14 protein-coding genes are annotated in these 23,009 nt (G+C 59.6%); 10 read left to right on the top strand and 4 right to left on the bottom strand.

Annotated elements, in window-relative coordinates; genetic code table 11:
• The 3 genes from RV1423_RS30275 to argA form a co-directional block, all read right to left on the bottom strand.
• Positions 1 to 1,396: C2H2-type zinc finger protein (locus tag RV1423_RS30275; protein ID WP_197035027.1), on the bottom strand; the 1,396-nt coding region annotated here is incomplete at its 3' end.
• Positions 1,397 to 1,851: 455 nt separating this feature from the next.
• Complete coding sequence (locus tag RV1423_RS27665) at positions 1,852 to 2,124, bottom strand: oxidative damage protection protein (protein ID WP_034303847.1); 273 nt, start codon at positions 2,122 to 2,124, stop codon at positions 1,852 to 1,854.
• 128 nt (positions 2,125 to 2,252) lie between these two features.
• On the bottom strand, positions 2,253 to 3,581 hold the full coding sequence (gene argA, locus RV1423_RS27660; protein ID WP_155835342.1) for an amino-acid N-acetyltransferase: 1,329 nt from the start codon (positions 3,579 to 3,581) through the stop codon (positions 2,253 to 2,255).
• A 397-nt stretch (positions 3,582 to 3,978) separates the two neighbouring features.
• On the opposite strand from argA, the gene RV1423_RS27655 reads away from it, so the two are divergent.
• The 8 genes from RV1423_RS27655 to RV1423_RS27620 all read left to right on the top strand — a co-directional run bounded on the left by RV1423_RS27655 (position 3,979) and on the right by RV1423_RS27620 (position 20,851).
• Positions 3,979 to 6,060: a TonB-dependent siderophore receptor gene (locus RV1423_RS27655; RefSeq protein WP_051517013.1), complete on the top strand. Its 2,082-nt coding sequence runs from the start codon at positions 3,979 to 3,981 to the stop codon at positions 6,058 to 6,060.
• A 64-nt stretch (positions 6,061 to 6,124) separates the two neighbouring features.
• Entirely contained in the window at positions 6,125 to 10,144 is a 4,020-nt protein-coding gene (gene hrpA / locus RV1423_RS27650; RefSeq protein ID WP_034303846.1) for an ATP-dependent RNA helicase HrpA, read from the top strand.
• A gap of 1,715 nt (positions 10,145 to 11,859) precedes the next feature.
• Positions 11,860 to 13,473, top strand: a complete 1,614-nt coding sequence (locus tag RV1423_RS27645) for a class I SAM-dependent DNA methyltransferase (protein WP_034303845.1) — start codon at positions 11,860 to 11,862, stop codon at positions 13,471 to 13,473.
• Entirely contained in the window at positions 13,470 to 14,723 is a 1,254-nt protein-coding gene (locus tag RV1423_RS28820; RefSeq protein ID WP_051517012.1) for a restriction endonuclease subunit S, read from the top strand. Before RV1423_RS27645 ends, RV1423_RS28820 begins: the two co-directional genes overlap by 4 nt.
• Before the next feature lie 62 nt (positions 14,724 to 14,785).
• A complete protein-coding gene (locus RV1423_RS27635; protein WP_034303844.1) occupies positions 14,786 to 18,172 on the top strand; it encodes a type I restriction endonuclease subunit R in 3,387 nt (1,128 codons plus the stop codon).
• A gap of 7 nt (positions 18,173 to 18,179) precedes the next feature.
• Entirely contained in the window at positions 18,180 to 18,890 is a 711-nt protein-coding gene (locus RV1423_RS27630; protein ID WP_034303843.1) for a SprT family zinc-dependent metalloprotease, read from the top strand.
• A gap of 292 nt (positions 18,891 to 19,182) precedes the next feature.
• Complete coding sequence (locus RV1423_RS27625; protein WP_034303842.1) at positions 19,183 to 19,950, top strand: hypothetical protein; 768 nt, start codon at positions 19,183 to 19,185, stop codon at positions 19,948 to 19,950.
• 322 nt (positions 19,951 to 20,272) lie between these two features.
• Entirely contained in the window at positions 20,273 to 20,851 is a 579-nt protein-coding gene (locus RV1423_RS27620; protein ID WP_034303841.1) for an SMI1/KNR4 family protein, read from the top strand.
• Between the two features lie 80 nt (positions 20,852 to 20,931).
• On the opposite strand, the gene RV1423_RS29545 is transcribed toward RV1423_RS27620, so the two are convergent.
• Entirely contained in the window at positions 20,932 to 21,525 is a 594-nt protein-coding gene (locus RV1423_RS29545; RefSeq protein ID WP_081769052.1) for a TetR/AcrR family transcriptional regulator, read from the bottom strand.
• 144 nt (positions 21,526 to 21,669) lie between these two features.
• On the opposite strand from RV1423_RS29545, the gene RV1423_RS27615 reads away from it, so the two are divergent.
• Positions 21,670 to 22,071, top strand: coding sequence for a hypothetical protein (locus RV1423_RS27615; RefSeq protein WP_034303839.1), 402 nt, complete (start codon positions 21,670 to 21,672; stop codon positions 22,069 to 22,071).
• Positions 22,072 to 22,146: 75 nt separating this feature from the next.
• Positions 22,147 to 22,554 carry a VOC family protein gene (locus RV1423_RS27610; RefSeq protein ID WP_034303838.1) on the top strand — a complete coding sequence of 136 codons (408 nt, stop codon included), beginning with the start codon at positions 22,147 to 22,149 and terminating at the stop codon, positions 22,552 to 22,554.
• Positions 22,555 to 23,009: the final 455 nt, after the last annotated feature.

Genomic DNA, 23,009 nt, shown 5'->3' with positions numbered 1-23,009 from the left:
CATACGCCGAATCATTCCCGCCGGTGCGAGCAGGTCCGGAGACAGACATCCTGTCCATCAGATCGCTCATGGTGTCGATGTCGGAATCCGAGTCCGATTGTCCGCCTCCTGACCGCAAGTTCTTCTTCCGACCAGACAGCCCGCTCTGCTCATTGGACGGCAGCGCCCGGTCGCGTCCCCAAGCCAGCATGCCTCGTTGCTTGCCGGTCGGGCTTCCCAACGCCATAAACACATTGGGATCCCGGGGCGGTACAGGACCAGGCGGCCGGTTGCTCTCGTCTTCCTGATCCGATTCATCATCAAACGTAGGCGGCGGCGAAGCGGGATCGAACAGAGAGTCTCTGAATGACGGAACCACCGACGGCGGTGCCGGTGTCGAGGGGTCGGACAGCAAATCGCTCAACGACGGATTCCTTGATGTTGTCGGCAGTGCAGGATTGGACCGATCTGTGGGTGCGTCTGGATGATAGGCCCGCGCATGACGCTGCAGATGAGCCTTTTGCGTAAAACGTTGACCACAGATTGGGCAATGATAAGGTTGCTCACCCGTATGGGTGCGCTCGTGTTTGACCCGGTCATTTGATGCAAAAAATGACTTATCGCAATATTGGCACTTAAAACGTCTTTCGCCCGTGTGAATGCGCTCGTGCTGAGTTCGGTCACCTGCTGTGATAAACGACTTATCACAATATTGGCATTGATGAAGTTTTTGGCCCGTATGCATGTTGCTCTCATGCCTGTTCAGGGAATCTTTGGTGACAAACGATTGGTCGCAGTGTGAGCAGGAATGGAGTCTTTCATTTGTGTGCCTGCTGCGTTCATGCGCCTTCAGATTGGCTTTTGTGGTAAACGATTGGTCACAGTGTGTGCAGGAATGGCGTCTTTCCTTTGCGCGAGAGTTCGTCGGCCGGAACAAATCATCGGACATCACCGATTCCAAATCGTCGTCCTTTCTCGGCCCCGGGGACGCAGGCGCGAGAAACGGATCGAAGCCCGGGGAAGCACCAGCCGAAGCGGACGGCGCGCTGAAAGAACCTGTACCCGGCGGCATGTTTGCGCGCAGTCCTGAGCTGGAACCCTGTCTCGCCTGTGCGGACATTGCGCCTCGAGAGCTTTCCGACTGGGCAGCCTGTCGGTCGCGCTCGAAAAATGGCGCCAGTGCCCCTCGAGAAACGCCAGAAGATCCAGCCATAGGTTGCTGCGACGACGTGCGTGACGGAGGAGACATCGGACTGAGAAAGCTGAACGCCTCCCTGGCATTGCTTGCCTCATCGGTCCCTTCCAGGCCCGCCAGATCCGCCAGATCCAATTCCTCCAATTCGTCAGAGCGAGAAGCAACAGACGGACGAGACGGCCGCTTTCCATGATGTTGGGGCGGTTGCTGATTACGTTTCATCTCATACTCCCAAACGTTGTTCGCGCCGGTTCAAATTCGATGCGTGACGCGGTTGCATAGTGAAAATACTGTTCGCAACCTCGCTCTGGAGGACTGCGATATGAGCCTTGGGGCGGCTGCCATGCCTAAGGCTGTTGGCCGGTGCGAAAAGGGCGGATCGACCTATCGGGGAATGGTTGCAACTTGTCGCTCGATTGTAAAGTGTTTTCTAATTTGCAACATTTTTTGACAACATGCGCGAGGATGGACGCTCAGGCAGATGCAGCGCCGGCGATGTCCGGTCGTGACCGCCGCACGCAAACTCGCCTTGGTGCGAGCAGGGCAGGGTATTGGCGGGAATTCACGGAAAAACGGGAAAAACAGAACGGCGGGAGGAAAGGGGAACGGTTCAGGCAAGGAGCTGCCGCCTGAACCGGAAGTCAGCCAGTCGGCTGTTGCAAGCCGGCTGCCTGCTATTACTCGCTGGGCGGCACAAAGCCCTGAGCCGCATCGGCGCCGTCGCCGAAGAAATGCTTTTCCATTTGCACGGCCAGGTACTTGCGTGCGCGGGCGTCAGCCAGCATCAGACGGTTTTCGTTGACCAGCATGGTCTGGTGCTTGAGCCAGCCGGCCCAGGCTTCCTTCGACACGTTTTCGTAAATGCGTTTGCCCAGTTCGCCCGGATACGGCGGAAAGTCGAGGCCCTCGGCTTCCTTGTTCAGTTTGATGCAGTGGATCATGCGTGCCATGTTGATTCCTCGGTTAAAACATTGAATTGTTCAGGAAAGACATGAGGCGCGCGACTTGGGGGAAGCCCAGCGGTTGAGTGCATGTCGATGTTGTTGCATCCCATGCGCCTCACGTCCTGATTCCGTCATTATAGGTTCTTGATCAGCACCAGCGACTTGCGCTGCCAGTTGTACATATGCTGGCGGTCTTTCGGCAGGTCGTCGACGCCGGCCAGCACAAAGCCGCGCCGCAGGAACCAGTGCGAAGTGCGCGTCGTCAGCACGAACAGCCTGGTCAGGCCCGACTCGCGCGCGCGCGTCTCGATGTGCTTGAGGATACGTTCGCCGTCGCCTTGCGCCTGCACTTCCGGGTTGACGGTCAGGCAGGCCATCTCGCCCATCCTTTCCTTCGGGAAAGGGTAGAGCGCGGCGCAGCCGAAGATCACGTTGTCATGCTCGATCACCGAGAAGTAATGGATCTCGCGTTCGATCAGTTCACGGCCGCGCTTGACCAGCGTGCCGTCGGCTTCCAGCGGCTCGATCAGCTTGAGGATGCCGCCGACGTCCTCGATGGTCGCTTCGCGCAGGCTTTCCAGGTTCTCGTAAGTGATCATGGTGCCGATGCCGTCATGCGTGAACAGCTCCAGCAACACCGAACCGTCGGTGGCGAACGGCACGATATGCGCGCGCGACACGCCGGCATTACAGGCCTTGACCGCATTGCGCAGATAGAAGGCCGCATCCGGCGGCAGGAAATTGGCCTGCAGCACCGCCTCGGCCTGATGCGACGACAACTCGCGGATATCGGTCCCGCCGGCATCGTGCATCAACGGCGTCTCGCTCAGGAAAATCAGCTTTTCGGCGCGCAAGGCGATCGCCGCCGACACGGCCACGTCCTCCATCGCCAGGTTGAACGCCTCGCCGGTCGGCGAAAAGCCCAGCGGCGACAGCAGCACGATGCCGCCCGCGTTGAGGATGGGATGGATAGTATCGGCCGCCACCTTGCGGACGATGCCGGTCAGTTGCAGGTCGGCGCCGTCGATCACGCCCATCGGGCGCGCCGTGACGAAATTGCCCGAAATGACGCGGATCGCCGCATGCGCCATCGGCGTATTCGGCAAGCCCTGGCTGAACGCCGCCTCAATATCCAGGCGCAACTCGCCGGCGGCCTCCTTGGCGCATTCCAGCGCGGCCGGATCGGTGATGCGCAAGCCGTTGTGGAAGCGCGCCTCCACATTGCGCAGCGCCAGTTGTTCCTCGACCTGCGGTCGCGAGCCGTGGACCACCACGACCCGGATGCCCAGCGCATGCAGCAGGGAAATATCCTGCGCCAGCACCGCCAGGCCGCCGGCCGTGACCAGTTCGCCCGGGAAGGCGACCACAAAGGTCTTGCCGCGGAAAGCGTGGACGTAAGGCGCTACGGAGCGCAGCCAGGCCACGAAACTGGCGAAATCGGTATCATTTTCCATGTCGCGCATTATAACCAGAGCCGTCGCGATCCGGTGGAAGGCAGTCGAAGCCGCAGGCGAACAAACATCGGCATTGCCCGTGAAGTAATTCGAATGTTCGCGGCTATTTGCGGCAGGCGATTGACGCTGACGCCCCGGCCCAAGATACTTGCCGTGCTTCGCATGGCCTTGCCGCGCGAAGACCATGCCCTTGCCCGCCTGACCCAGCCATATCGCCAGACAAAGTCGATCAAGAAAGCGATAGCGGCCATATTCCCCGAACTTCCCGTTGCATGTCCCGCCCAGGCGAGCCGTGCGGCGGCCATCGTCCGCCTTCCGTTTTCCGTTGACGCCGGTCATGGCGCAGAGGCCCGGGTTCCAGCCCCAGCCCCAACCCATCAATCAACTCAACCATCAGAAGGTATCTATGTTGAAGTTCTCCATGCAGGCATTGTTTGCCGCCTCCTGCAGCGGCTTCCTGGCTTGCGGCGCCGCCGCCCAGACGGCCGACCTGCCCGACATCAACGTCGTCGCGGAAGACGACGAACAGGCCGATCAGCAACACTACCGCGCCCGCCACGCCGTCAGCACCATGAAATCGTCCGCCTCGCTGCACGAGACAGCACGTTCCGTCAGCGTCGTCACGCGCAAGCTGCTCGACGACCAGCAGGCGACCACCATGACCGAAGCGTTGCGCAACGTCGCCGGCGTCGTGCCCGGCACCTACGGCCGCCGCGGTTGGGACGACGTAATCATTCGCGGCCAGCGCGCCAACGAGTCGCTGCTGGTCGACGGCCTGCCGCTGTCCACGTTCTGGGTGGCGCAAGAGCCCTTCGGCGCCGACCGCATCGAGGTATTGAAAGGCGGCGCCTCCGTCTTGTTCGGCAATGTCCAGCCCGGCGGCGTCGTCAATACGGTCAGCAAGCGGCCGCGCCGCGAATTCTTCGCCGACATCGGCGCCACCTACGGCAGCGACGCCTTCAGGCAGTTGACGCTCGACGCCGGCAATGCCATCGGCGACGGCGGCAAGGCGGCCTGGCGCCTCAACGCGCTCGCGCTCGATCGCGGCGACCCGACGCGCTTCGTCTACCAAAAGCACTACTGGATCGCACCCTCGCTCACGCTGGATCTCGGCGCCGATACCGACCTGACCTTCCTGCTCAGCCACAACTATCGCGACTACCAGCGCCAGCAGGGCGTCTCGCCCTACGGATCGATACTGCCCAACAGCAACGGCAAGATCCCCGACGATTTCTTTGCCGGCGAGCCCGGCGCGTCGCCGTACCACAACAGCCAGACGCGGCTGGCCTACGTATTCGAACATCGCTTTAGCGCGCAATGGTCGCTGATGCAGAATTTCCACATCATCGATACCGACCTCGACGGCACCGGCATTTTCTTCGCCGGCGTGCTCGGACCGTCCGCGCGCCTGCAACCGCGCGAGGCGCGCCGCCAACACTTCAACGTCGCCTCGGTGGCGGCCGACACCGCGCTCGGCTACCGCTTCGAAGCAGCGGGGCGGCATGAACTGCGCCTGGGATGGGCATTGAACGCCGTGCGCGACCGCACCGTCAGCACCACCTGCAAGGTGGCCGCCATCGACCAGTTCCAGCCGGTCTACGGCGCGCGCGTCGACTGCAACGTCCCGATCAGCCAGGACAGCCTCACGCGCACCCTGACCAGCGGCCTGTATGCGCAGGACCACTACAAGGTCAGCGACGCCCTGTCGCTGCAAGGCGCGCTGCGCCATGACAGCGTGCGCACCGACCTGCAAAATCATGTCGCCGGCACCCGCGCCCGGCAGACCGACAGCGCCGTCAGCGGCAGCGCAGGCGCCAGCTACCGCATCGGCGGCGGCTTTGCGCCCTACGTCAGCTACGCGACCTCGTTCACGCCCGCGACCGACGGCTCCTCGCGCGACGGCAAGCCTTTCGACCCGGAAACCGGACGCCAGCACGAGATCGGCCTCAAATGGCTCAGCGCCGACGAAGCCGTCAGCGCCAATCTGGCCTACTACGACCTGACCCGGAAAAACGTCCTCGCCACCGACCCGCTCGACAGCAGCTATCGCGTCCAGATCGGCGAGCAAAACAGCCGCGGGATCGAGTTCGAGACCAGCGCCGACATCGGCCGCTGGCAATGGAGCGCGGCCTACGCCAACACCCTGGCGCGCGTCCTGCGCGATACGCCGCGCACAACAGGCAAGTCTCTCGACAACATCCCGCGCCACAGCCTGAGCGTATGGGCGGCTTACCGCTTCCTGCCGGGATGGAGCATCGGCCTCGGCGGACGCGCCGAATCGGCCAAGCGCGGCTATTCGTTCAACTACGAGATTCCCGGCTACGCCGTCGCCGACGCCGCGCTGACCTACTCCGCCGGACACTACCGCGCCGCGCTGAACGTCAAGAACCTCGCCGACCGGCGCTACTACGCCGGCGGCATCAGCAATCGCGTATTGACCACTGGCGACCCGCGCACCATCCTGCTCAATCTTGAGTATCGGTTCTGATCCGCCGCAAAGCCTGTTCCGAAAGGCGCAGCCGGACATGGCGACGGGTATAATCCCGCCTGTCATGTCCGTTACGAATCCTCCCCCCAAAAATCCGTCCCCTTCGCGCAGCAAGGAAGTCCGTCGACCCGAGCGCGCGCAGGCTGCCCACGCCGCGCCGCCACTGCACAGTCCGCTACGCAATCCGCTGCCCGAGATCACCTTTCCCGAAGAGCTGCCGGTCTCCGGCCGCCGCCAGGAAATCGCCGATGCCCTGCAAGCCAACCAGGTCATCATCGTCAGCGGCGAAACCGGTTCCGGCAAGACCACGCAGTTGCCCAAGATCTGCCTGCAACTCGGCCGCGGCGAAAAAGGCCTGATCGGCCACACCCAGCCGCGCCGCATCGCCGCATCCTCGACCGCCAAGCGCATCGCGCAGGAACTCGGCACGCCGCAGGGCGAGCACGTCGGCTTCAAGGTCCGCTTCAACGACACGCTCTCCAAGGGCGCATGGGTCAAGCTGATGACCGACGGCATCCTGCTGGCGGAGACACAGACCGACCCGCTGCTCAGGCAATACGACACCATCATCATCGACGAGGCGCATGAGCGCAGCCTCAACATCGACTTCCTGCTCGGCTACCTGAAGCAATTGCTGCCCAAGCGCCCGGACCTGAAGATCATCATCACCTCGGCGACGATCGACGCCGACCGCTTTGCGCGCCACTTCGGCAACGAGGTCAACGGCGAGCTCAAGCTCGCGCCCGTGATCGAAGTCTCCGGCCGCCTGTACCCGGTCGAAATCCGCTACCGCCCGGTCGACAACGCCGACCGCAGCGGCATCAATCCGGCGCCGCCAAAGACCGGCGCGCCCTCGCAAGCACAGAAGGACCGCGAGCAACGCGACCTCATGGACGCCGTGGTCGACGCCGTCGACGAACTGGCGCGCATCGGCTCCGGCGACGTGCTGGTGTTCCTGCCCGGCGAACGCGAGATCCGCGACGCCGCCGAAGCCCTGCGCAAGCACCACCCGCCGCACGTCGAAATCCTGCCCCTGTTCGCACGTCTGTCCGCGCAAGAGCAGGAACGCGTCTTCAAGTCCAGCAACGCGCGCCGCATCGTGCTGGCCACCAACGTCGCCGAAACCTCGCTGACCGTGCCCGGCATCCGCTACGTGGTCGATGCCGGCCTGGCCCGCGTCAAGCGCTACAGCTACCGCAACAAGGTCGAGCAGTTGCAGATCGAACCGGTCGCGCAATCGGCCGCCAATCAGCGCGCCGGCCGTTGCGGCCGCGTCGCGGCAGGCGTCTGCATACGCCTGTACGACGAGCAGGACTACCTGCAACGCCCCAAGTTCACCGAACCGGAAATCCTGCGCTCGTCGCTGGCCTCGGTCATCCTGCGCATGAAGTCCCTGCATCTGGCCGATGTCGAGACCTTCCCGTTCATCGAGCCGCCGCTGGGCCGCGCCATCGCCGACGGCTACCAGTTGCTGCAAGAACTGGGCGCCGTCGATGAGTTCAACCAGTTGACGCCGCTCGGCAAACAGCTTGCCAAGCTGCCGCTCGACCCGCGCGTCGGCCGCATGATCCTGGCCGGGCGCGATAACGCCTGCCTCAGCGAATTGCTGATCATCGCCTCGGCGCTGTCGGTGCAAGACCCGCGCGATCGCCCGATGGAAGCGCAGAACGCCGCCGACCAGGCGCACAAGAAATTCGCCGACGAAAAGTCCGAATTCCAGAGCTACCTCAAGATCTGGAAATGGTTCGAAGACGCCATCGCACACAAGAAATCCAACCGTCAACTGCAAGACCACTGCCGCGCCAGCTTCCTGTCGCAATTGCGCCTGCGCGAGTGGCGCGACGTCCATTCGCAATTGCTGACCATCGTGCGCGAGCAGGGCTGGCGCATGAACGAAGCGCCAGCCACCTACGAACAACTGCACACCGCCTTGCTGACCGGCCTGCTCGGCAATGTCGGCTTCAAGTCCGACGAAGATGCGCACTACCTCGGCGCGCGCGGCATCAAGTTCCACATCTGGCCCGGCTCGCACCTGCTCAAGAAGGCAGGCAAGTGGATCGTCGCCGCCGAACTGGTCGACACCTCGCGCCTCTACGCGCGCTGCATCGCCCAGATCCAGCCCGAATGGCTGGAACGCATCGGCGGCCATCTGCTCAAGAAATCCTGGGGCGAGCCGCGCTGGGAAAAGCGCAGCGCCCAAGTCACCGCCTCCGAGCGCGCCACCCTGTACGGCCTCGTCGTCTACAGCCAGCGCCGCATCAACTTCGGCCTCATCAACCCGCAGGAAGCGCGCGAAATCTTCATCCGCGATGCGCTCGTCGGCGGCGACTTCGACACCCGCGCGCCGTTCTTCGCGCACAACCAGAAGCTGGTGCGCGAAATCGAAAACCTCGAACACAAATCGCGCCGCCTCGACGTCCTGGTCGACGACGAACTCATCGCCGCCTTCTACGACAAGCTGATCCCGGCCGACATCTGCAACGGCATCGGCTTTGAAAAATGGCACAAGGACGCCACCGCCGCCACGCCCAGGCTGCTCTTCCTCAACCGCGACGACCTCATGCGCCACGAGGCCGCGGGCGTGACCACCGAACTCTTCCCCAAGACCATGACGGTCGCGGGCCTGTCGATGGCGCTGTCCTACCACTTCGAGCCCGGCACGCCGCGCGACGGCGTCACCCTGACCGTGCCGCTGTACGCGCTCAACCAGGTCTCGGCCGCGCGCTGCGAATGGCTGGTCCCCGGCATGCTCAAGGAAAAGGTCCATCTGCTGCTCAAATCGCTGCCGCAAAAACTGCGCCGCCACTGCGTGCCGCTGCCCGACTACGCCGCCGGCTTCTGCGAGCGCATGGACGAGCGCCATCTGTTCGGCAAGGGCGATCTCATCGACGCGCTGATCGCCGACATCCGCGAGCAGATCACCATCATGGTCAAGACCACGGACTTCAAGCAAGAGACCTTGCCCGCGCATCACGCGATGAACTTCAAGATCGTCGACGAACACGGCCGCCAGCTAGAGATGGGCCGCAACCTCGGCAGCCTGCAAGCCGAGTTCGGCGGACAGGCGCGCGAGCAATTCCAGAAACTGGCCGAGCAGACCGCCATCACCGGCATAGGTATGGTGACACCCACACCCACAACCGCTGCCAATGTCGCCGCCGCGCCCGCCAGCGGCAAAACCGCACCGGCCGCCGCCGCCGGCGCAAGTGCCGCCGCCGTCTCCGAATACGGCAATCTCACCAACTGGACCTTCGGCGAACTGCCCGAACTGCTGGAGATTCAGCGCAACGGCCCGGCCAAATCGCAGACGCTGATCGGCTTCCCCGCGCTGGTCGACAAGAAGACGCATTGCGACCTCGAAGTCTTCGACGATCCGTCCGATGCCGCCCGCCAGCACTTCGCCGGCCTGCGCCGCCTGTTTGCGCTGCAACTCAAGGAACAGCTCAAATATCAGGAAAAGAACATCCCCGGCCTGCAACAGATGGGCATGCAATTCATGGCCCTCGGCTCGCAGGAAGAGTTGCGCGACCAGATCCTGTCCGCAGGTCTCGAACGCGCCTTCATGCAAGACCCGCTGCCCAGGAACGCCGATGAATTCAACCGCCGCAAGGAAGAAGGCAAGGCCCGCTTCGGCCTGCTCGTCACCGAAATCGCCCGCCTGGCGGCACAGGTGCTGGCCGAATACGCCACGCTGCCGAAGAAGCTGCAGACCGTCAAAGCGCACGCCCAGGCCGCATCCGACATGCAATCGCAGTTGCAGAACCTGGTCGGCAAGCGCTTCATCGCCGACAACGACTACAACAACCTGATGCATTTCCCGCGCTATCTCAAGGCGATCAACGTGCGGCTCGAAAAGTTGCGCGCCGACCCGGCTCGCGACACGCGCCTGCTGTCCGAATGGATGCAAGTCGCCGCGCCGTGGCAGCGCGCGCAAAAGGACCGCGGCGCCAACGACCCCAAGATGGCGGAATTCCGCTGGCTGCTGGAAGAGTTGCGCGTCTCGCTGTTCGCGCAGGAGTTGCGCACGCCCATGCCAGTCTCGGTCAAGCGCCTGCAAAAGGTATGGGAAACCATGCAACGCTGAACCAGGCCCGTCGTCGTGCCGGCGGCGCAATGCCTTCAGTCAAAAATGTGGGCGTCGTCCTGACGAAAGTCAGGACCCAGCGTCGTACCGGCCGTCTTCACGCCACTGGGTCCCGGCGTTCGCCGGGACGACGATGAGAGAGCGGAATCAGTCAAATGACGCGAAGCCATCCTTCACCCCCCACCCGTCGTCCTGACGAAAGTCAGGACCCAGCGTCGTACCCGACCGCCTTCACGCCACTGGGTCCCGGCGTCCGCCGGGACGACGGCGATAGGGCGGAATCAGTCAAATGATGCGAAGCCATCCTCACCCCCACCCGTCGTCCTGACGAAAGTCAGGACCCAGCGTCGTACCGGCCGTCTTCACGCCACTGGGTCCCGGCGTCCGCCGGGACGACGGCGATAGGGCGGAATCAGTCAAATGATGCGAAGCCATCCTTCACCCCCAACCCGTCGTCCTGACGAAAGTCAGGACCCAGCGTCGTACCCGACCGCCTTCACGCCACTGGGTCCCGGCGTTCGCCGGGACGACGGCGATAGAGTGAAATCAGTCAAATGATGCGAAGCCATCCTTCACCCCCAACCCGTCGTCCTGACGAAAGTCAGGACCCAGCGTCGTACCGGCCGTCTTCACGCCACTGGGTCCCGGCGTCCGCCGGGACGACGGCGATAGAGCGGAATCAGTCAAATGATGCGAAGCCATCCTTCCCCCCCAACCCGTCGTCCTGACGAAAGTCAGGACCCAGCGTCGTACCGGCCGTCTTCACGCCACTGGGTCCCGGCGTCCGCCGGGACGACGGCGATAGGGCGGAATCAGTCAAATGATGCGAAGCCATCCTTCACCCCCAACCCGTCGTCCTGACGAAAGTCAGGACCCAGCGTCGTACCCGACCGCCTTCACGCCACTGGGTCCCGGCGTCCGCCGGGACGACGATGAGAGAGCGGAATCAGTCAAATGATGCGAAGCCATCCTTCACCCCCAACCCGTCGTCCTGACGAAAGTCAGGACCCAGCGTCGTACCCGACCGCCTTCACGCCACTGGGTCCCGGCGTCCGCCGGGACGACGGCGATAGAGCGGAATCAGTCAAATGATGCGAAGCCATCCTTCACCCCCAACCCGTAGTCCTGACGAAAGTCAGGACCCAGCGTCGTACCCGACCGCCTTCACGCCACTGGGTCCCGGCGTTCGCCGGGACGACGGCGATAGAGTGAAATCAGTCAAATGATGCGAAGCCATCCTTCACCCCCCAACCCGTCGTCCTGACGAAAGTCAGGACCCAGCGTCGTACCGGCCGTCTTCACGCCACTGGGTCCCGGCGTTCGCCGGGACGACGGCGATAGAGTGAAATCAGTCAAATGATGCGAAGCCATCCTCACCCCCCACCCGTCGTCCTGACGAAAGTCAGGACCCAGCGTCGTACCGGCCGTCTTCACGCCACTGGGTCCCGGCGTCCGCCGGGACGACGGTGAGAGAGCGGAATCAGTCAAATGATGCGAAGCCATCCTTCACCCCCAACCCGTCGTCCTGACGAAAGTCAGGACCCAGCGTCGTGCCCGGCCGTCTTCACGCCACTGGGTCCCGGCGTTCGCCGGGACGACGATGAGAATCAGGATGTTCCCGCCCATCACCCCCAAGCCCTAGGCAATCAAGAACCTTGCAACGCCGCCCGCGCGAGGCTGTACAATTTCCGCTTTTACCGACAACCCACTCCCCAATGGCAAACGTCCTGACCCTTGAAGCACTCGAAGCATGGCTCTGGGAGTCCGCCAACATCCTGCGCGGCTCCATCGACTCATCCGACTTCAAGAACTACATCTTTGGACTGCTTTTTTTGAAGCGTTTTAACGACGTTTTTGAAGAACGTGTCGACAAATTAAAGAAAGAAGAAAAACTGACCCAGGCCGAAGCCGAAGAAGAGGTCCAGCACCAATACGGCGATTTCCCGAAGAAGGCGCGCTGGCCCGCCCTCATCAGCCGCACAGAAAACATCGGCGAAGCACTCGACAAAGCCTTCGCCGCCATCGAATATGGCAAGCCCGAACTGGAACATGTGCTCACCGCCACCCTCTACGGCGACAAGCGCGTGCTCTCCGACGGCACCTTGCAGCGCCTGCTGCGCCACTTCAACCAATACAGACTCGGCAACGGCGACCTCTACAAGGCCGACATGCTGGGCGACGCCTACGAATACCTCATCAAGCAGTTCGCCGACGACGCCGGCAAGAAGGGCGGCGAGTTCTACACCCCCAAGGCCGTGGTGCAACTGGTGGTCGAACTGATCGACCCGCAGCCGGGCCACACCGTCTACGACCCCACCTGCGGCAGCGGCGGCATGCTGGTCGAGAGCGCCCACCATGTCGCCAGACTGCCCAATGGCAGCATCGTCAATGACCGGCCCAATGTGTGGCTGTTCGGTCAGGAAAAAAACCTCGGCACCTGGGCCATCGCCAAGCTCAATCTCTACCTGCATAACATAGACGCTGCCATAGAACTTGGCGACACCCTGGTCAAGCCCAAACATACCGAGGGAAAATACCTGAGGACCTTCGACCGCGTCATCGCCAACCCGCCATTTTCGGCCAAGGCATGGTGGACGCCTCTGGAACTGGAAAGCGAAAACGCCCAGGACAGCGGCAAGAAACTCAAGGCCCCCGACTACAAAAACGTCAGAGATGATTTCGACCGCTTCATCTACGGCGTGCCGCCGCGCGGTTATGCCGACCTTGCCTTCGCCCAGCACATGCTGGCCAGCCTCAAGGCCGACGGCCGCATGGGCATCATCCTGCCGCACGGCGTGCTGTTTCGCGGCGGTGAAGAAGGCAAAATCCGCCAGAACCTGCTCTTCGGCACCGATGCCGCCAGCGGCAGCCACCCGGGCGACCTGATCGAAGCCATCGTCGGCCTGCCATCGGCGTTGTTCTACAACACCGGCATCCCGGCTTGCGTGCTCATCCTCAACAAGAAGAAACCCAACAAGCTCAAGAACAAAGTCATCATCATCGACGCCAGCCGCGACTACCTCGACGGCAAGGCGCAAAACAGCCTGCGTCCCGGCGACGTCGAACGCATCGTCAGCACGCATAAGGCGGCCTTCCAGAAGCAGATCGAAGTCGACAACTATTGTCGTGTCGTCTCGCTGGAAGAGATTCGCGGCAACGATGGCAATCTCAATATTGCGCGTTACATCGACAATGGCGAGACCGAAGAGATTGTGGATGTGAGTGCGACGTTGGCGGAATTGGCCGTGCTTAGCAAAGAAGAGGCTGAGATCAATGTGCGGTTGGAGCGGTGCTTAGTGGCGTTGGGATTTGTGGTGGGGGGCCTATGAGTTTGCTGGAGAGGAATGAGTTCCAGAAAACAGATATTGGCTGGATTCCATCTGAATGGAAGTGCGAAAAGCTCGGCAGCTATCTAATGTTGCTAACCGGCGCTCCTTTTAAGTCTGATTTTTTTTCATCTGATGAGGGAGTACCTCTTATCAGAATTCGAGATTTACTTCGCGGTTTCAGTGAGACTAGATACGCGGGAGAATATGACAAACGTTATTTGGTTAATGCAGGAGATGTTCTAGTTGGAATGGACGGTGAGTTTCACGTGGTTCGCTGGAAAGGACCAGAATCTCTTTTGAACCAACGCGTATTAAAAATTTCCCCAATACCTAACTTGTCTGATGAAGGATTTTTATTTTTTTTGGTAGCTGCTGCTATCGGGAAAATACAAGATGGTATTTCGGCGACAACCGTTAAGCACCTATCTACGAAAGATTTACAGAATTTGATCGTAGCGATGCCTCCATTGGCGGAGCAACAAAAAATTGCCGCGACCCTCTCTACAGTGGACGAGATGTTGGACGTGATCGCCCGTCAGATTGCTACCACTCAGACCCTCAGGCAGGGGGTGATGCAAAAACTTTTCAGTCCAGACGTGGGGGCCAGGAAAGTTGGTCAGTTAGCCTTAGTGAAACTGCACGAGGTGGCCGAAGTGCGAACCGGCGTTGCAAAAGGAAAAAAAGGATTGAAGCAGCCTGTTGAACTTCCTTATCTCCGGGTCGCCAATGTTCAGGATGGAAACATCGACATCAGCGACATGAAAACCATCGAGGTTGAAGCTGGTCAAGTGGAACGTTATTCGCTGCAAGCTGGCGACGTACTGATGACAGAGGGCGGAGATTTCGACAAGCTTGGGCGCGGAGATGTGTGGGATGCCCGGATTTCTCCATGTCTTCATCAGAATCATGTATTCGCGGTCAGGCCAAATCCGGACAAGCTGAATTCTTATTATCTGGCCGCATTAGCCGCGAGTGATCACGGTCGTAAATACTTTCTGTCCTGCGCCAAGCGAACCACCAACCTTGCAAGCATCAATTCGTCGCAGATCAAGGCTTTCCCGGTATTGCTTCCCTCACTGGATGAGCAGGCCAATATCGTAAAAATTATTGATGCGGTGAATGCAAAAATAGCTGCTTTGAAGAATAAGCAAGTCCACTACGCAGACCTCAAACGCGGCCTGATGCAAAAACTCCTGACCGGCGAATGGCGCGTCAAGCTCGATACGCCGGTCGAGGAAGCCTTTGCCTGACCTTGCGCGAGCTTGTGTGAATGCAGCACCCGGCCGTCGACGGCGGCCAATGTGGAGGAAGAATGGCACAGGCCGAAAAGACCGGCGTCGAAACGCCGGCGATCGCATCGCTCATCAAACTGGGTTACACCCATCTGCCGGGCAAGCACGTGCAGACCGCGCAGCGCCATCTGGCGCCGGTGCTGGAAGACGTCTTGCGGCCGCGCCTGCTGCTGCTCAATCCCTGGTTGTCCGATGCCGTCGGCGGCGTCGATGCGGCGCTGATCGAGTTGCGCAAGCGCGTCAATGCCGATCTGCCCGCGGCCAATCGGGCTTTTTGGGAGCAGGTGGTGCATCGCTCCGATATCCAGATCAAGGACCGCGACGGCAGGCCGCGCAGCGTGCGCTTTTTTGACGCCGGGCTTGCCGCGCACAACGACTTTCATGTGGTGGATCAGTACGTCGGGCGCAATGCCGACGGCGCATCGTTTCGTCCCGACCTGCTGCTGTTCGTCAACGGTCTGCCGCTGGCGATCATCGAGTGCAAGGCCAGCCATCACCGGCTTGACGAGGCGCTGATTCAGCTTGATATGTATCAGGGGAGCTTTGCGGCGCAGTTCGTTTTCAATCAGGTGTGCGTCGGCCTGAACCGGCGCGAGGGCGCCTATGGCGCGATCCTGGTCAAGCCGGATTTTTATGCGCGTTACCGCTTGCAGGAGGATGAGCTGGCGGTCGTCGCCGGTTTGCTGGGCGAGGAGCCAAGCGCGCAGGATCAGTTGCTGTGGGCCTTGTTCGAGCCGGGCCGGTTTTTGCAATTGGTCACGCATTTTGTCCTGTTTGAGACCCGCGACGGCAGGACCGTCAAGAAGCTGCCGCGTTATCAGCAGTGGCGCGCCGTGCGCAAGACGCTGGCGCGTTTGCGCGGGCCGCATCCGGTGGGCGGGGTGGTGTGGCATACGCAGGGCAGCGGCAAGTCGCTGACGATGGCGTTGCTGGCGCGCCTGCTGCGCGCCGACAGCAGCGGCCTGAACAATCCGACGGTGCTGGTGCTGACCGACCGCAAGGATCTGGACAAGCAGATTTTCGATACCTTCAATGCGGTCGGCATCGCGACGCGGCAGGCGGCGTCGGTGGATGGCTTGATCAGGATATTGTCGAACGACTACGGCAGCGTGTTGACCAGCACGGTGCAGAAGTTCCAGGAGAGCGAGCAGCCGGGGGCAACGCCGGACGGGGCCGCCGATCCGGCGGACGACCGCTCTGCCGGCGAGCCTGACGACGATCCGCAGGAGAGTCGCTACCGGCGGGTGCGCGAGGGCGATGATTTTTACATGGTGGAGGAGCGCAATGTGCTGTTCGGCGCGCCGCCGGAGGAGGGCGATGATTCGGGCACATCGGACAAATCGGACAGATCCGGCGCTCGGGCCGTATGGGTCGAGGTCGGCCGGGAAAAGATTCATTTCCGGGTATTGAGCGCGAAGCCGAATTTTTATGTGCTGGTCGATGAGGCGCATCGCAGCCAGTACGATTTTCTGGCGGCGTTCATGCGCGCCAGTCTGCCGCAGGCGAAGTTCATCGCCTTCACCGGCACGCCGTTGTTGAACGAGGACAAGCATACGCTGGCCGAGTTCGGCGGCGATACGTACATCGATGAATACCGCTTGCATGAGGCCGTGGCCGATGGCGCGACGCTGCCGATCAAGTATCTGGACGCCTGGGTGGCGCTGGCTGCCGACGCCGGTCTGGATGCGGCCTTTGACGAGCGTTTTGCCCGCGAGAGCCAGTCCCGGCAGCACGCCTTGAAGAGGCATTTGCTGGCGCGCTGGCGTCAGGCGGGCGACCGCATGGATAAGGTCGCGGCGCATCTGGTGGAGCATTTTCTGGCCAATGTCCGGGCCAAGGGCCTGAAGGCGATGCTGGTCTGCGACGGTCGCGAGATGGCGGTGCGCTACAAGGATTTGCTGGACGCCATCATGCGCGAGCGCGCCGCGCGGGGATTGCCGACGTTCGAGAGCCGGGTGGTGATTTCCCTGACCGGGATGACGGCGTCGCGCACCGGCGCGTCGGTGCAGCAGGAGGCCGCCGAATATGAGGTGGATATCGCCCGGGTGCAAAGCATCGAGGAGCGGGTCCAGGCCGAGCGCAAGGAGGGCAGGGAGCCGGTGGCGCTGCCGCCGGAGCAGATCGGCAACTTTGTCGGCAAGCTGTTTCCCTTGCCTTATGCGCACGGCAATGAAGACGGCGGACGCGAAGGTCAGGCGCAGTTGTCGACTCAGTTATCGACTCAGTTGCAGGCCCAGCCGCACACCAATGACGTCGGTTTGATCATCGTGTCGGATATGTTGCTCACGGGATGGGATGCGCCGATTGTCGGCACCATGTATCTCGACAAGCCGCTCAGGCAGCACACGCTGTTGCAGGCGATTGCGCGGGTCAACCGCACCCGCGAGGGCAAGAATGCCGGTTATATCGTGGACTATCACGGCGTGGTCGAGCAGCTCGACGAGGCGCTCAAGATGTACGGAGGCGAATTGCAGGCGGCGCAGGTGTGGCAAGGCGTGGAGAGTGAGTTGCCGAAGCTGCAAAGTACGCTGGACCGGCTGCTGAGGCTGCTGCCGAAGAAGCACGATCCGGTGAAGCAGCGCGAAGCGTACAAGGAGGACGCCGAGCGTTTTCTCGATCCGGCGGTGCGGCTGGATGCGGTGGAGGATTTTCTGGAGTTGAGCAAGCAATTCAACCGCTCCATCGACATCATCTTGCCGGATGTGCGCGGCGTGGCGTTCAAGGCTTACTTCACGCTGTTTTCGGAAATCCGGCTGATGTTGCGCGACAAGCTGCCCGGCGATACCTACCGCGAGCGGATTACGCGGCTGGAGTCGGTGCTGTTGCAGCAATTGCTGGACGACTACATTGCCGCCAGCCCGGCGCGCAGTCTGCTGGGGCATGAGGTGTCGATTCTCGATGCGGGCGACATGGCCAGGCTGAAGAAGCTGGCCAGCCCCGGCAGTCGGGCGCTGGTGATGAAGAATCAGTTGAAGCACACCATCGTCGCCGGTCGCGACAAGGACCCGGCCTTCTTCGACAAGCTGGCCGAGGAACTGGAAAAGTTGCTGGAAGAGGAAAAGGCCGGGCGTATTTCTCAGGCGCAGTTTCTGGAGCAGCTTGAGTTGTTCAGCCAGCGGATTCAGGACAAGGACAAGACCGGTTTCAGCAATCAGGCGCAGTCCGCCGTCTATCATTATCTGGCGGCCTTGCTGACGGAAGAGACGGCGCGCATGGCCACGCGCGCCTTGTTTGAGCATGCCGAACTGAGCCGCACGCTGGCTTCCGGCAACTGGAAGCAGATGCGCGACCTGCATCCCGACATCAAGGAGGTATTGCGCAAGCTGCTCATGCCCTTGGCGGGGTGGGAGCGCAGCGTGGCGCGCGACCATGCGACGGAGATTTTGACTATCTTGCTGAAGAACTGAGAACGCGATGCCAGTGCTTGCTTACGGCCGGACGACGATAGAGTGGCGCTTTGAATTGGCGGCGCACCTGAAGCGGCATTATGTGACCGTGGAGCGCGGCTGTCCCGTGCTGCTGCGCGGTCCGCGTATCGCGGCGCCGGCGCAGGAGGCCTTGATTCGCCGGCGTGCGCGCTGGATACGGGAAAAGCTGGCCTTGGTGAATCAGCCGCAGAGCGACGAGCGTATTGTGACCGGCAGCCGTTTGCGTTACGGCGGCAGGAGTTATGTGGTGGAGGTGATCGAGACGCCTGCGCTGACGCAGCCGCGCTTGCGGTTTACCGCTTCGCGCTTTGTGATAGAGCATCCTGACGGGCGTTCTATCGAGCAGGAGCAATGCATGCCCTTGCTGGAGCAGTTTTATCGCCAGCGTGCGCAAGACCGGCTGCCGGCGCGCCTGCGTCATTGGCAGCGCGCCACGGGTTTGCAGTCGCAGGGGCTGAGGGTGCGTCGCTTTGAAAGCCGCTGGGCCAGTTGCAGCGCGGGCAATGTGCTGGAGTTCCATCCGCGCGTGATGGAGTTGCCCGCTGCGACCTTGGACTACATCATTGTCCATGAGCTATGCCATACCGTGGAAAGAAGCCACACCCGGGCCTTCTGGCAGGAAGTGGCGCGTCATTTCCCCGACTGGCGGGCGCAGCACGAGATATTGCAGAAGGCGGTTTTTGGCGATGCGGTGTAGGGTGTTTGCAATTGGGAACACCTATTGGAAATATGAAATAAAAATGCCGCGATTGCATCCTGATGCCGTTGATTTTGAGACGTACATATCTGATCTGAATGCGGTCTGATATTTTTTAATCTGGATAAAAGTGAAAGACTGCAATCGGCCAGAAGGGGCCCTTCGCCAATAATGAGAAAAATGAGGTAATCGAAGTGGCAGACCGAATGCTTCCTGAGCCAGACCAATTTGCAACGTACCCTATGACTGAGCATGGGTCGAAGGAATTGATAGTTTTTTGCAAGTGCTGGGTATGAAGTCGTTGTCGAAAAATACAATCTATATGATGCCAATTGCCTATTCTCTTCGCTACTTGATAACTTCGTTTGCAATGATGTCCACGTGTCTTCTGGCGTATGGCCAGACTCTTCCGCCCCTACGTAGTTTTCCAGTGGCTCCGACTTGGGAACAGATATGTGCAGATGAATCTCCGTTAGGTGCCTTGGGCCAGTTGCAGGCGCTGCCTACTGCCACGATGCCGACAGAGTTGCTGAAAGCGCTACGTCAGATTCACGATGGCTTCATCCTTACGAATCCGTCCTTTACAGACGAAAAAAATCTTTCGAGACTTTTCGGGAGCGGCCGCTTAAAAGACTACTCATCAGAAAAGCACGGCGATATTTTGAAGGAAATGATGAGTGGTTCGAAAAATACGCTCCATGCAAACTTTGCCTGGGCATTTTCTATTACAGATGAGTATCCAAAGGACAAGCGTGGCTGGATGTATATCGCCCCGCAAACACTTCCGAATGACTACGGAGTTGAAATTGTTGAGAAATTTCTTACGTTCGGGATTGACGGAGTCGATGCCCTGAGAGACTCAACGATATCCTTGCCAGCCGACTACGCAGCAAGTGGTTTCCCCCGACCATTCCTTACGCACCTCAAGGGCTATTTTCAGTACAAGCAACTAATTGAGAGTAAGTGTTATTCCTCAAGTCTGACGGTCCGCTTAAACGGCGATGGAACGCTACGGGACATTGAGATCGAACAAAGGGAAAAGCGGGATTTTGGACGGTGATATTTTTATGGCTGCACTAGGAGAACGATCTCACCCCTGCCACATTTCTTGATCGTTCAATAGCTGATCAACGAGCTCAGTGATCAAATAGCGACGATGTTCGCTTAGCCGCTGCCAAACAACGCAAGCGCGCGACATTGATTGATGTTCGGAATGAGCTTTTCACCGCAGCCCGAGCATCCCGGCACATGGAGAGCGAAGCTTACTTAAACAGCTACCGTGAGTTGCTGCCAATATTGCGCGAATTGATTGCATCGGATATTTAAGTCCACAGTCGGGCAAAAGCTCACGTCCAGCAGCGGACAGGATGAATTTAAACACTATGAACATGTCTCTCGAAGCGCTGATCGATCGCATTTTTGATCAATTGCGGCAACTTGGATCAACGATTGCGGGCAAGCGTCGTGCTGGTCTGCGCCCTGAGGAGGTCCACATTGCCTTCGATGGTTTAGGCTTGGAAGTGCCTGATGAGCTTCTCAATGTGTATTGCTGCTGTGATGGAACTTCTACTTATGAAGGCGATGTCCTGGGTGAGATTCAGTTTTTCCCAGGTTTCTACTGGATGAGTCTTGAAGATTCCATCCAAGTCTATCGCTCGATATCAACAGGAAACGAGTGGGATCGTGCTTGGTTTCCTATTTTTGCAAATGGAGGAGGCGATTTTTATGCAGCAGTTTGCGACAAATCGTCCCTCTATTTTGGAGAAATTGTTGGATTCGTGCTCGGAGAGCCCGATCAACTCATCGAGTTTAAAAATATTCTAAGTATGCTCAGAACCATTGAGCGTTCATTGGAAGGCGGCGTATTTTTTGCGTCTGAGGGGCGGTTGAAAGCTGACTATCCTAAAATGCGGGAAATTGCGCGTCAGCTACAACCAGGTTTCATGGAGCATGAGGCCTAAGAAATTCCGGGGATAGGTGCGCCCCCGATTTACGAAATAGGCCGCAATCGGCCAGAAGCAGACCTTTGTCCAAACGCAGATCAATCGCTGCTGTTCGGAGGTGCCCAAAGTGGCCCTAGCAACGCCGATTCAGTTGCAGTGGCGATTTGATCGGCGAATGTCGTACTTTCGACGGCTCGCGCGAGCGTTACTGCCCCTGCCAATGAAGCCAGGGCTGCGCAAGCGGCGTCAATGTCTTCTGGCATGCGTGGTGATGCCGGGCCGTCGACTACAGCTTGTGCAACTTCGAGCAACGCGCTTTCAAATGCTATTCGTGATTCGTGACCGGAACGAGCCACTTCAGTCGGTAACGTCTGCAACGTACAGCCTTCGGATAGATCACACGTTCGCTTGACGCTGAGATAAAACCGCACGAACTTTGGCCACCAGGCAGGCCCATGCTCCGCTTGGAAATATAGGATACCTCCCCGGAGATCATCCATCCCGTGCTTCAGCGCCTCACAAAATGCATCGTCCTTGGAGCCAAAGTGGACGTAGAACGCACCAGACGTGACGCCAGCCTCCTTAGCCAGAGCGTCAACTCCTGTTCCAGCGAATCCGCCCTTGCGAAACGCTCGTCCGGATCCTTCAAGAATGCGTTGACGTGTGCGTGTCTTCTGTTCAGCTCGTGACATAGAAACCTTTGGGTGAGTCAGCAGAGCTACATTATAGTTGACTGCATAACGTTCGTTATTTAAAATAAATAACGGTCGTTATGTTATCTCTGAGATGAAAGGAGATTGCTTTGAACGCCGCAATCATCTGACTAGAGGAATCTTATGCCACTGACTCTCACCATCACAGAAGGCGTCCTCCCCAAGGGGCAAGAAAGTATAGCCTTTACCCGGCTCTCGGACGCGATGATCAAATGGCACGGGTTGACTGGAAACACCGCAATCGAGTCGAATATCGTCGGTTCAATCAACCTTCTGCCAAAAGAGCATACATTCGCCGGATCGAAGGAATCGTCTGTTGTATTCATCGAGTGGAAAGTCCCATCTTTTGCATTCAACAGCAGGGAAATTCAGTTGGGATATATCAAAGAGGCCACCGACATCATTCATGCGATGTCAGGAGAAAGGCAGCCCCGAGAACGTATATGGGTCAATGTGGTTCACGCGGTGGACGGCGCCTGGGGAATTGGGGGCGTCGCGTTGACCAACGCACAGCTCGCGAGCTAAAGCGCCGAACTCGCAGTTGAAAGGATTACGTGGGCGATTCTTGTCGCCCCTTCTTTCTTTTTTCCGGAGTATGTGATGCTGCTTTCGAACTACTTGTTTTTTGTTGATCGCTGTGAAGAAGCCCTGAAGTTTTATGAGGCATGCGGACTAGGCAAAATTGTGGAAATACAACGGCACGGTGAAAACGAAATACCGGTCAAGAGCGAGACGATGCTGGGGAAAATCATGCATGCAAGGTTCGAAGGCGATGGCGTCGCCTTCTACGCATCCGACAATGACGATGCCGAGCCGATGAGAGGATCCGCGCATCATCTGGCTATGGACGATAAGCATTCGTTGGATCGGATGTTCAGTGACCTGGGATCGGGGGGAGTGGTGACGACTGCACTTGGGATGCAACCGTGGGGCGACTATTACGGGAAGCTGACCGATCGGTTCGGCGTCCAGTGGATGTTGAACTACCATTACTCGCCTCAAATATAGTTTCGAAGCACAATCCGCTCGGCAAGCGGCTTCTGTTCTGGTACTGATGGGCGAAATCGAACCGTCGGCCTACTGATTGCGCAGGCTGTCTTTGCCTTTGCAATGTCCTTCAATGGCTACGAGCATTTCGGTTCGTCTTCAGCTTCTATGCAGGCGGCCAAACAGAAAAAACGCACAACATTGATTGATGTCCGAAATGAGCTTTTCGCTTCAGCCCCTGCATCTCGGCATATGGACAATGAAGATTTCTTAGACCGCTACTGCGAGTTGTTTCCAATATTGCGTGAATTGATTGTGTCGGACGCGTAAGTCCGCAACCGGCCGAGGCTGTGTAAAAACGCCAGAGAGCGTTATTCTAATCTGAAGTAAACGATTTGCCGCAATCCATGTCACACGAACAGATGACTCTGTTCGAGGTGCACCGATGAAACGCTTCATTGAAGGGCGGGATCGCC

The sequence above is a fragment of the Herbaspirillum sp. RV1423 genome (assembly GCF_000577615.1).
GTDB lineage: Bacteria > Pseudomonadota > Gammaproteobacteria > Burkholderiales > Burkholderiaceae_D > Herbaspirillum.
This window is presented reverse-complemented; position numbering and strand designations above follow the sequence as displayed.

What these genes read in the sequence shown, in the direction of transcription:
- RV1423_RS27630 (WP_034303843.1), top strand. Translation starts at nt 18,180, where the DNA reads ATGCCAGTGCTTGCTTACGGCCGGACGACGATAGAGTGGCGCTTTGAA.
- RV1423_RS27610 (WP_034303838.1), top strand. Translation starts at nt 22,147, where the DNA reads ATGCTGCTTTCGAACTACTTGTTTTTTGTTGATCGCTGTGAAGAAGCC.
- RV1423_RS27655 (WP_051517013.1), top strand. Translation starts at nt 3,979, where the DNA reads ATGTTGAAGTTCTCCATGCAGGCATTGTTTGCCGCCTCCTGCAGCGGC.
- argA (WP_155835342.1), bottom strand. Translation starts at nt 3,581, where the DNA reads ATGCGCGACATGGAAAATGATACCGATTTCGCCAGTTTCGTGGCCTGG.
- RV1423_RS28820 (WP_051517012.1), top strand. Translation starts at nt 13,470, where the DNA reads ATGAGTTTGCTGGAGAGGAATGAGTTCCAGAAAACAGATATTGGCTGG.
- hrpA (WP_034303846.1), top strand. Translation starts at nt 6,125, where the DNA reads ATGTCCGTTACGAATCCTCCCCCCAAAAATCCGTCCCCTTCGCGCAGC.
- RV1423_RS27615 (WP_034303839.1), top strand. Translation starts at nt 21,670, where the DNA reads ATGCCACTGACTCTCACCATCACAGAAGGCGTCCTCCCCAAGGGGCAA.
- RV1423_RS27635 (WP_034303844.1), top strand. Translation starts at nt 14,786, where the DNA reads ATGGCACAGGCCGAAAAGACCGGCGTCGAAACGCCGGCGATCGCATCG.
- RV1423_RS27625 (WP_034303842.1), top strand. Translation starts at nt 19,183, where the DNA reads ATGAAGTCGTTGTCGAAAAATACAATCTATATGATGCCAATTGCCTAT.
- RV1423_RS27665 (WP_034303847.1), bottom strand. Translation starts at nt 2,124, where the DNA reads ATGGCACGCATGATCCACTGCATCAAACTGAACAAGGAAGCCGAGGGC.
- RV1423_RS29545 (WP_081769052.1), bottom strand. Translation starts at nt 21,525, where the DNA reads ATGTCACGAGCTGAACAGAAGACACGCACACGTCAACGCATTCTTGAA.
- RV1423_RS27620 (WP_034303841.1), top strand. Translation starts at nt 20,273, where the DNA reads ATGAACATGTCTCTCGAAGCGCTGATCGATCGCATTTTTGATCAATTG.
- RV1423_RS27645 (WP_034303845.1), top strand. Translation starts at nt 11,860, where the DNA reads ATGGCAAACGTCCTGACCCTTGAAGCACTCGAAGCATGGCTCTGGGAG.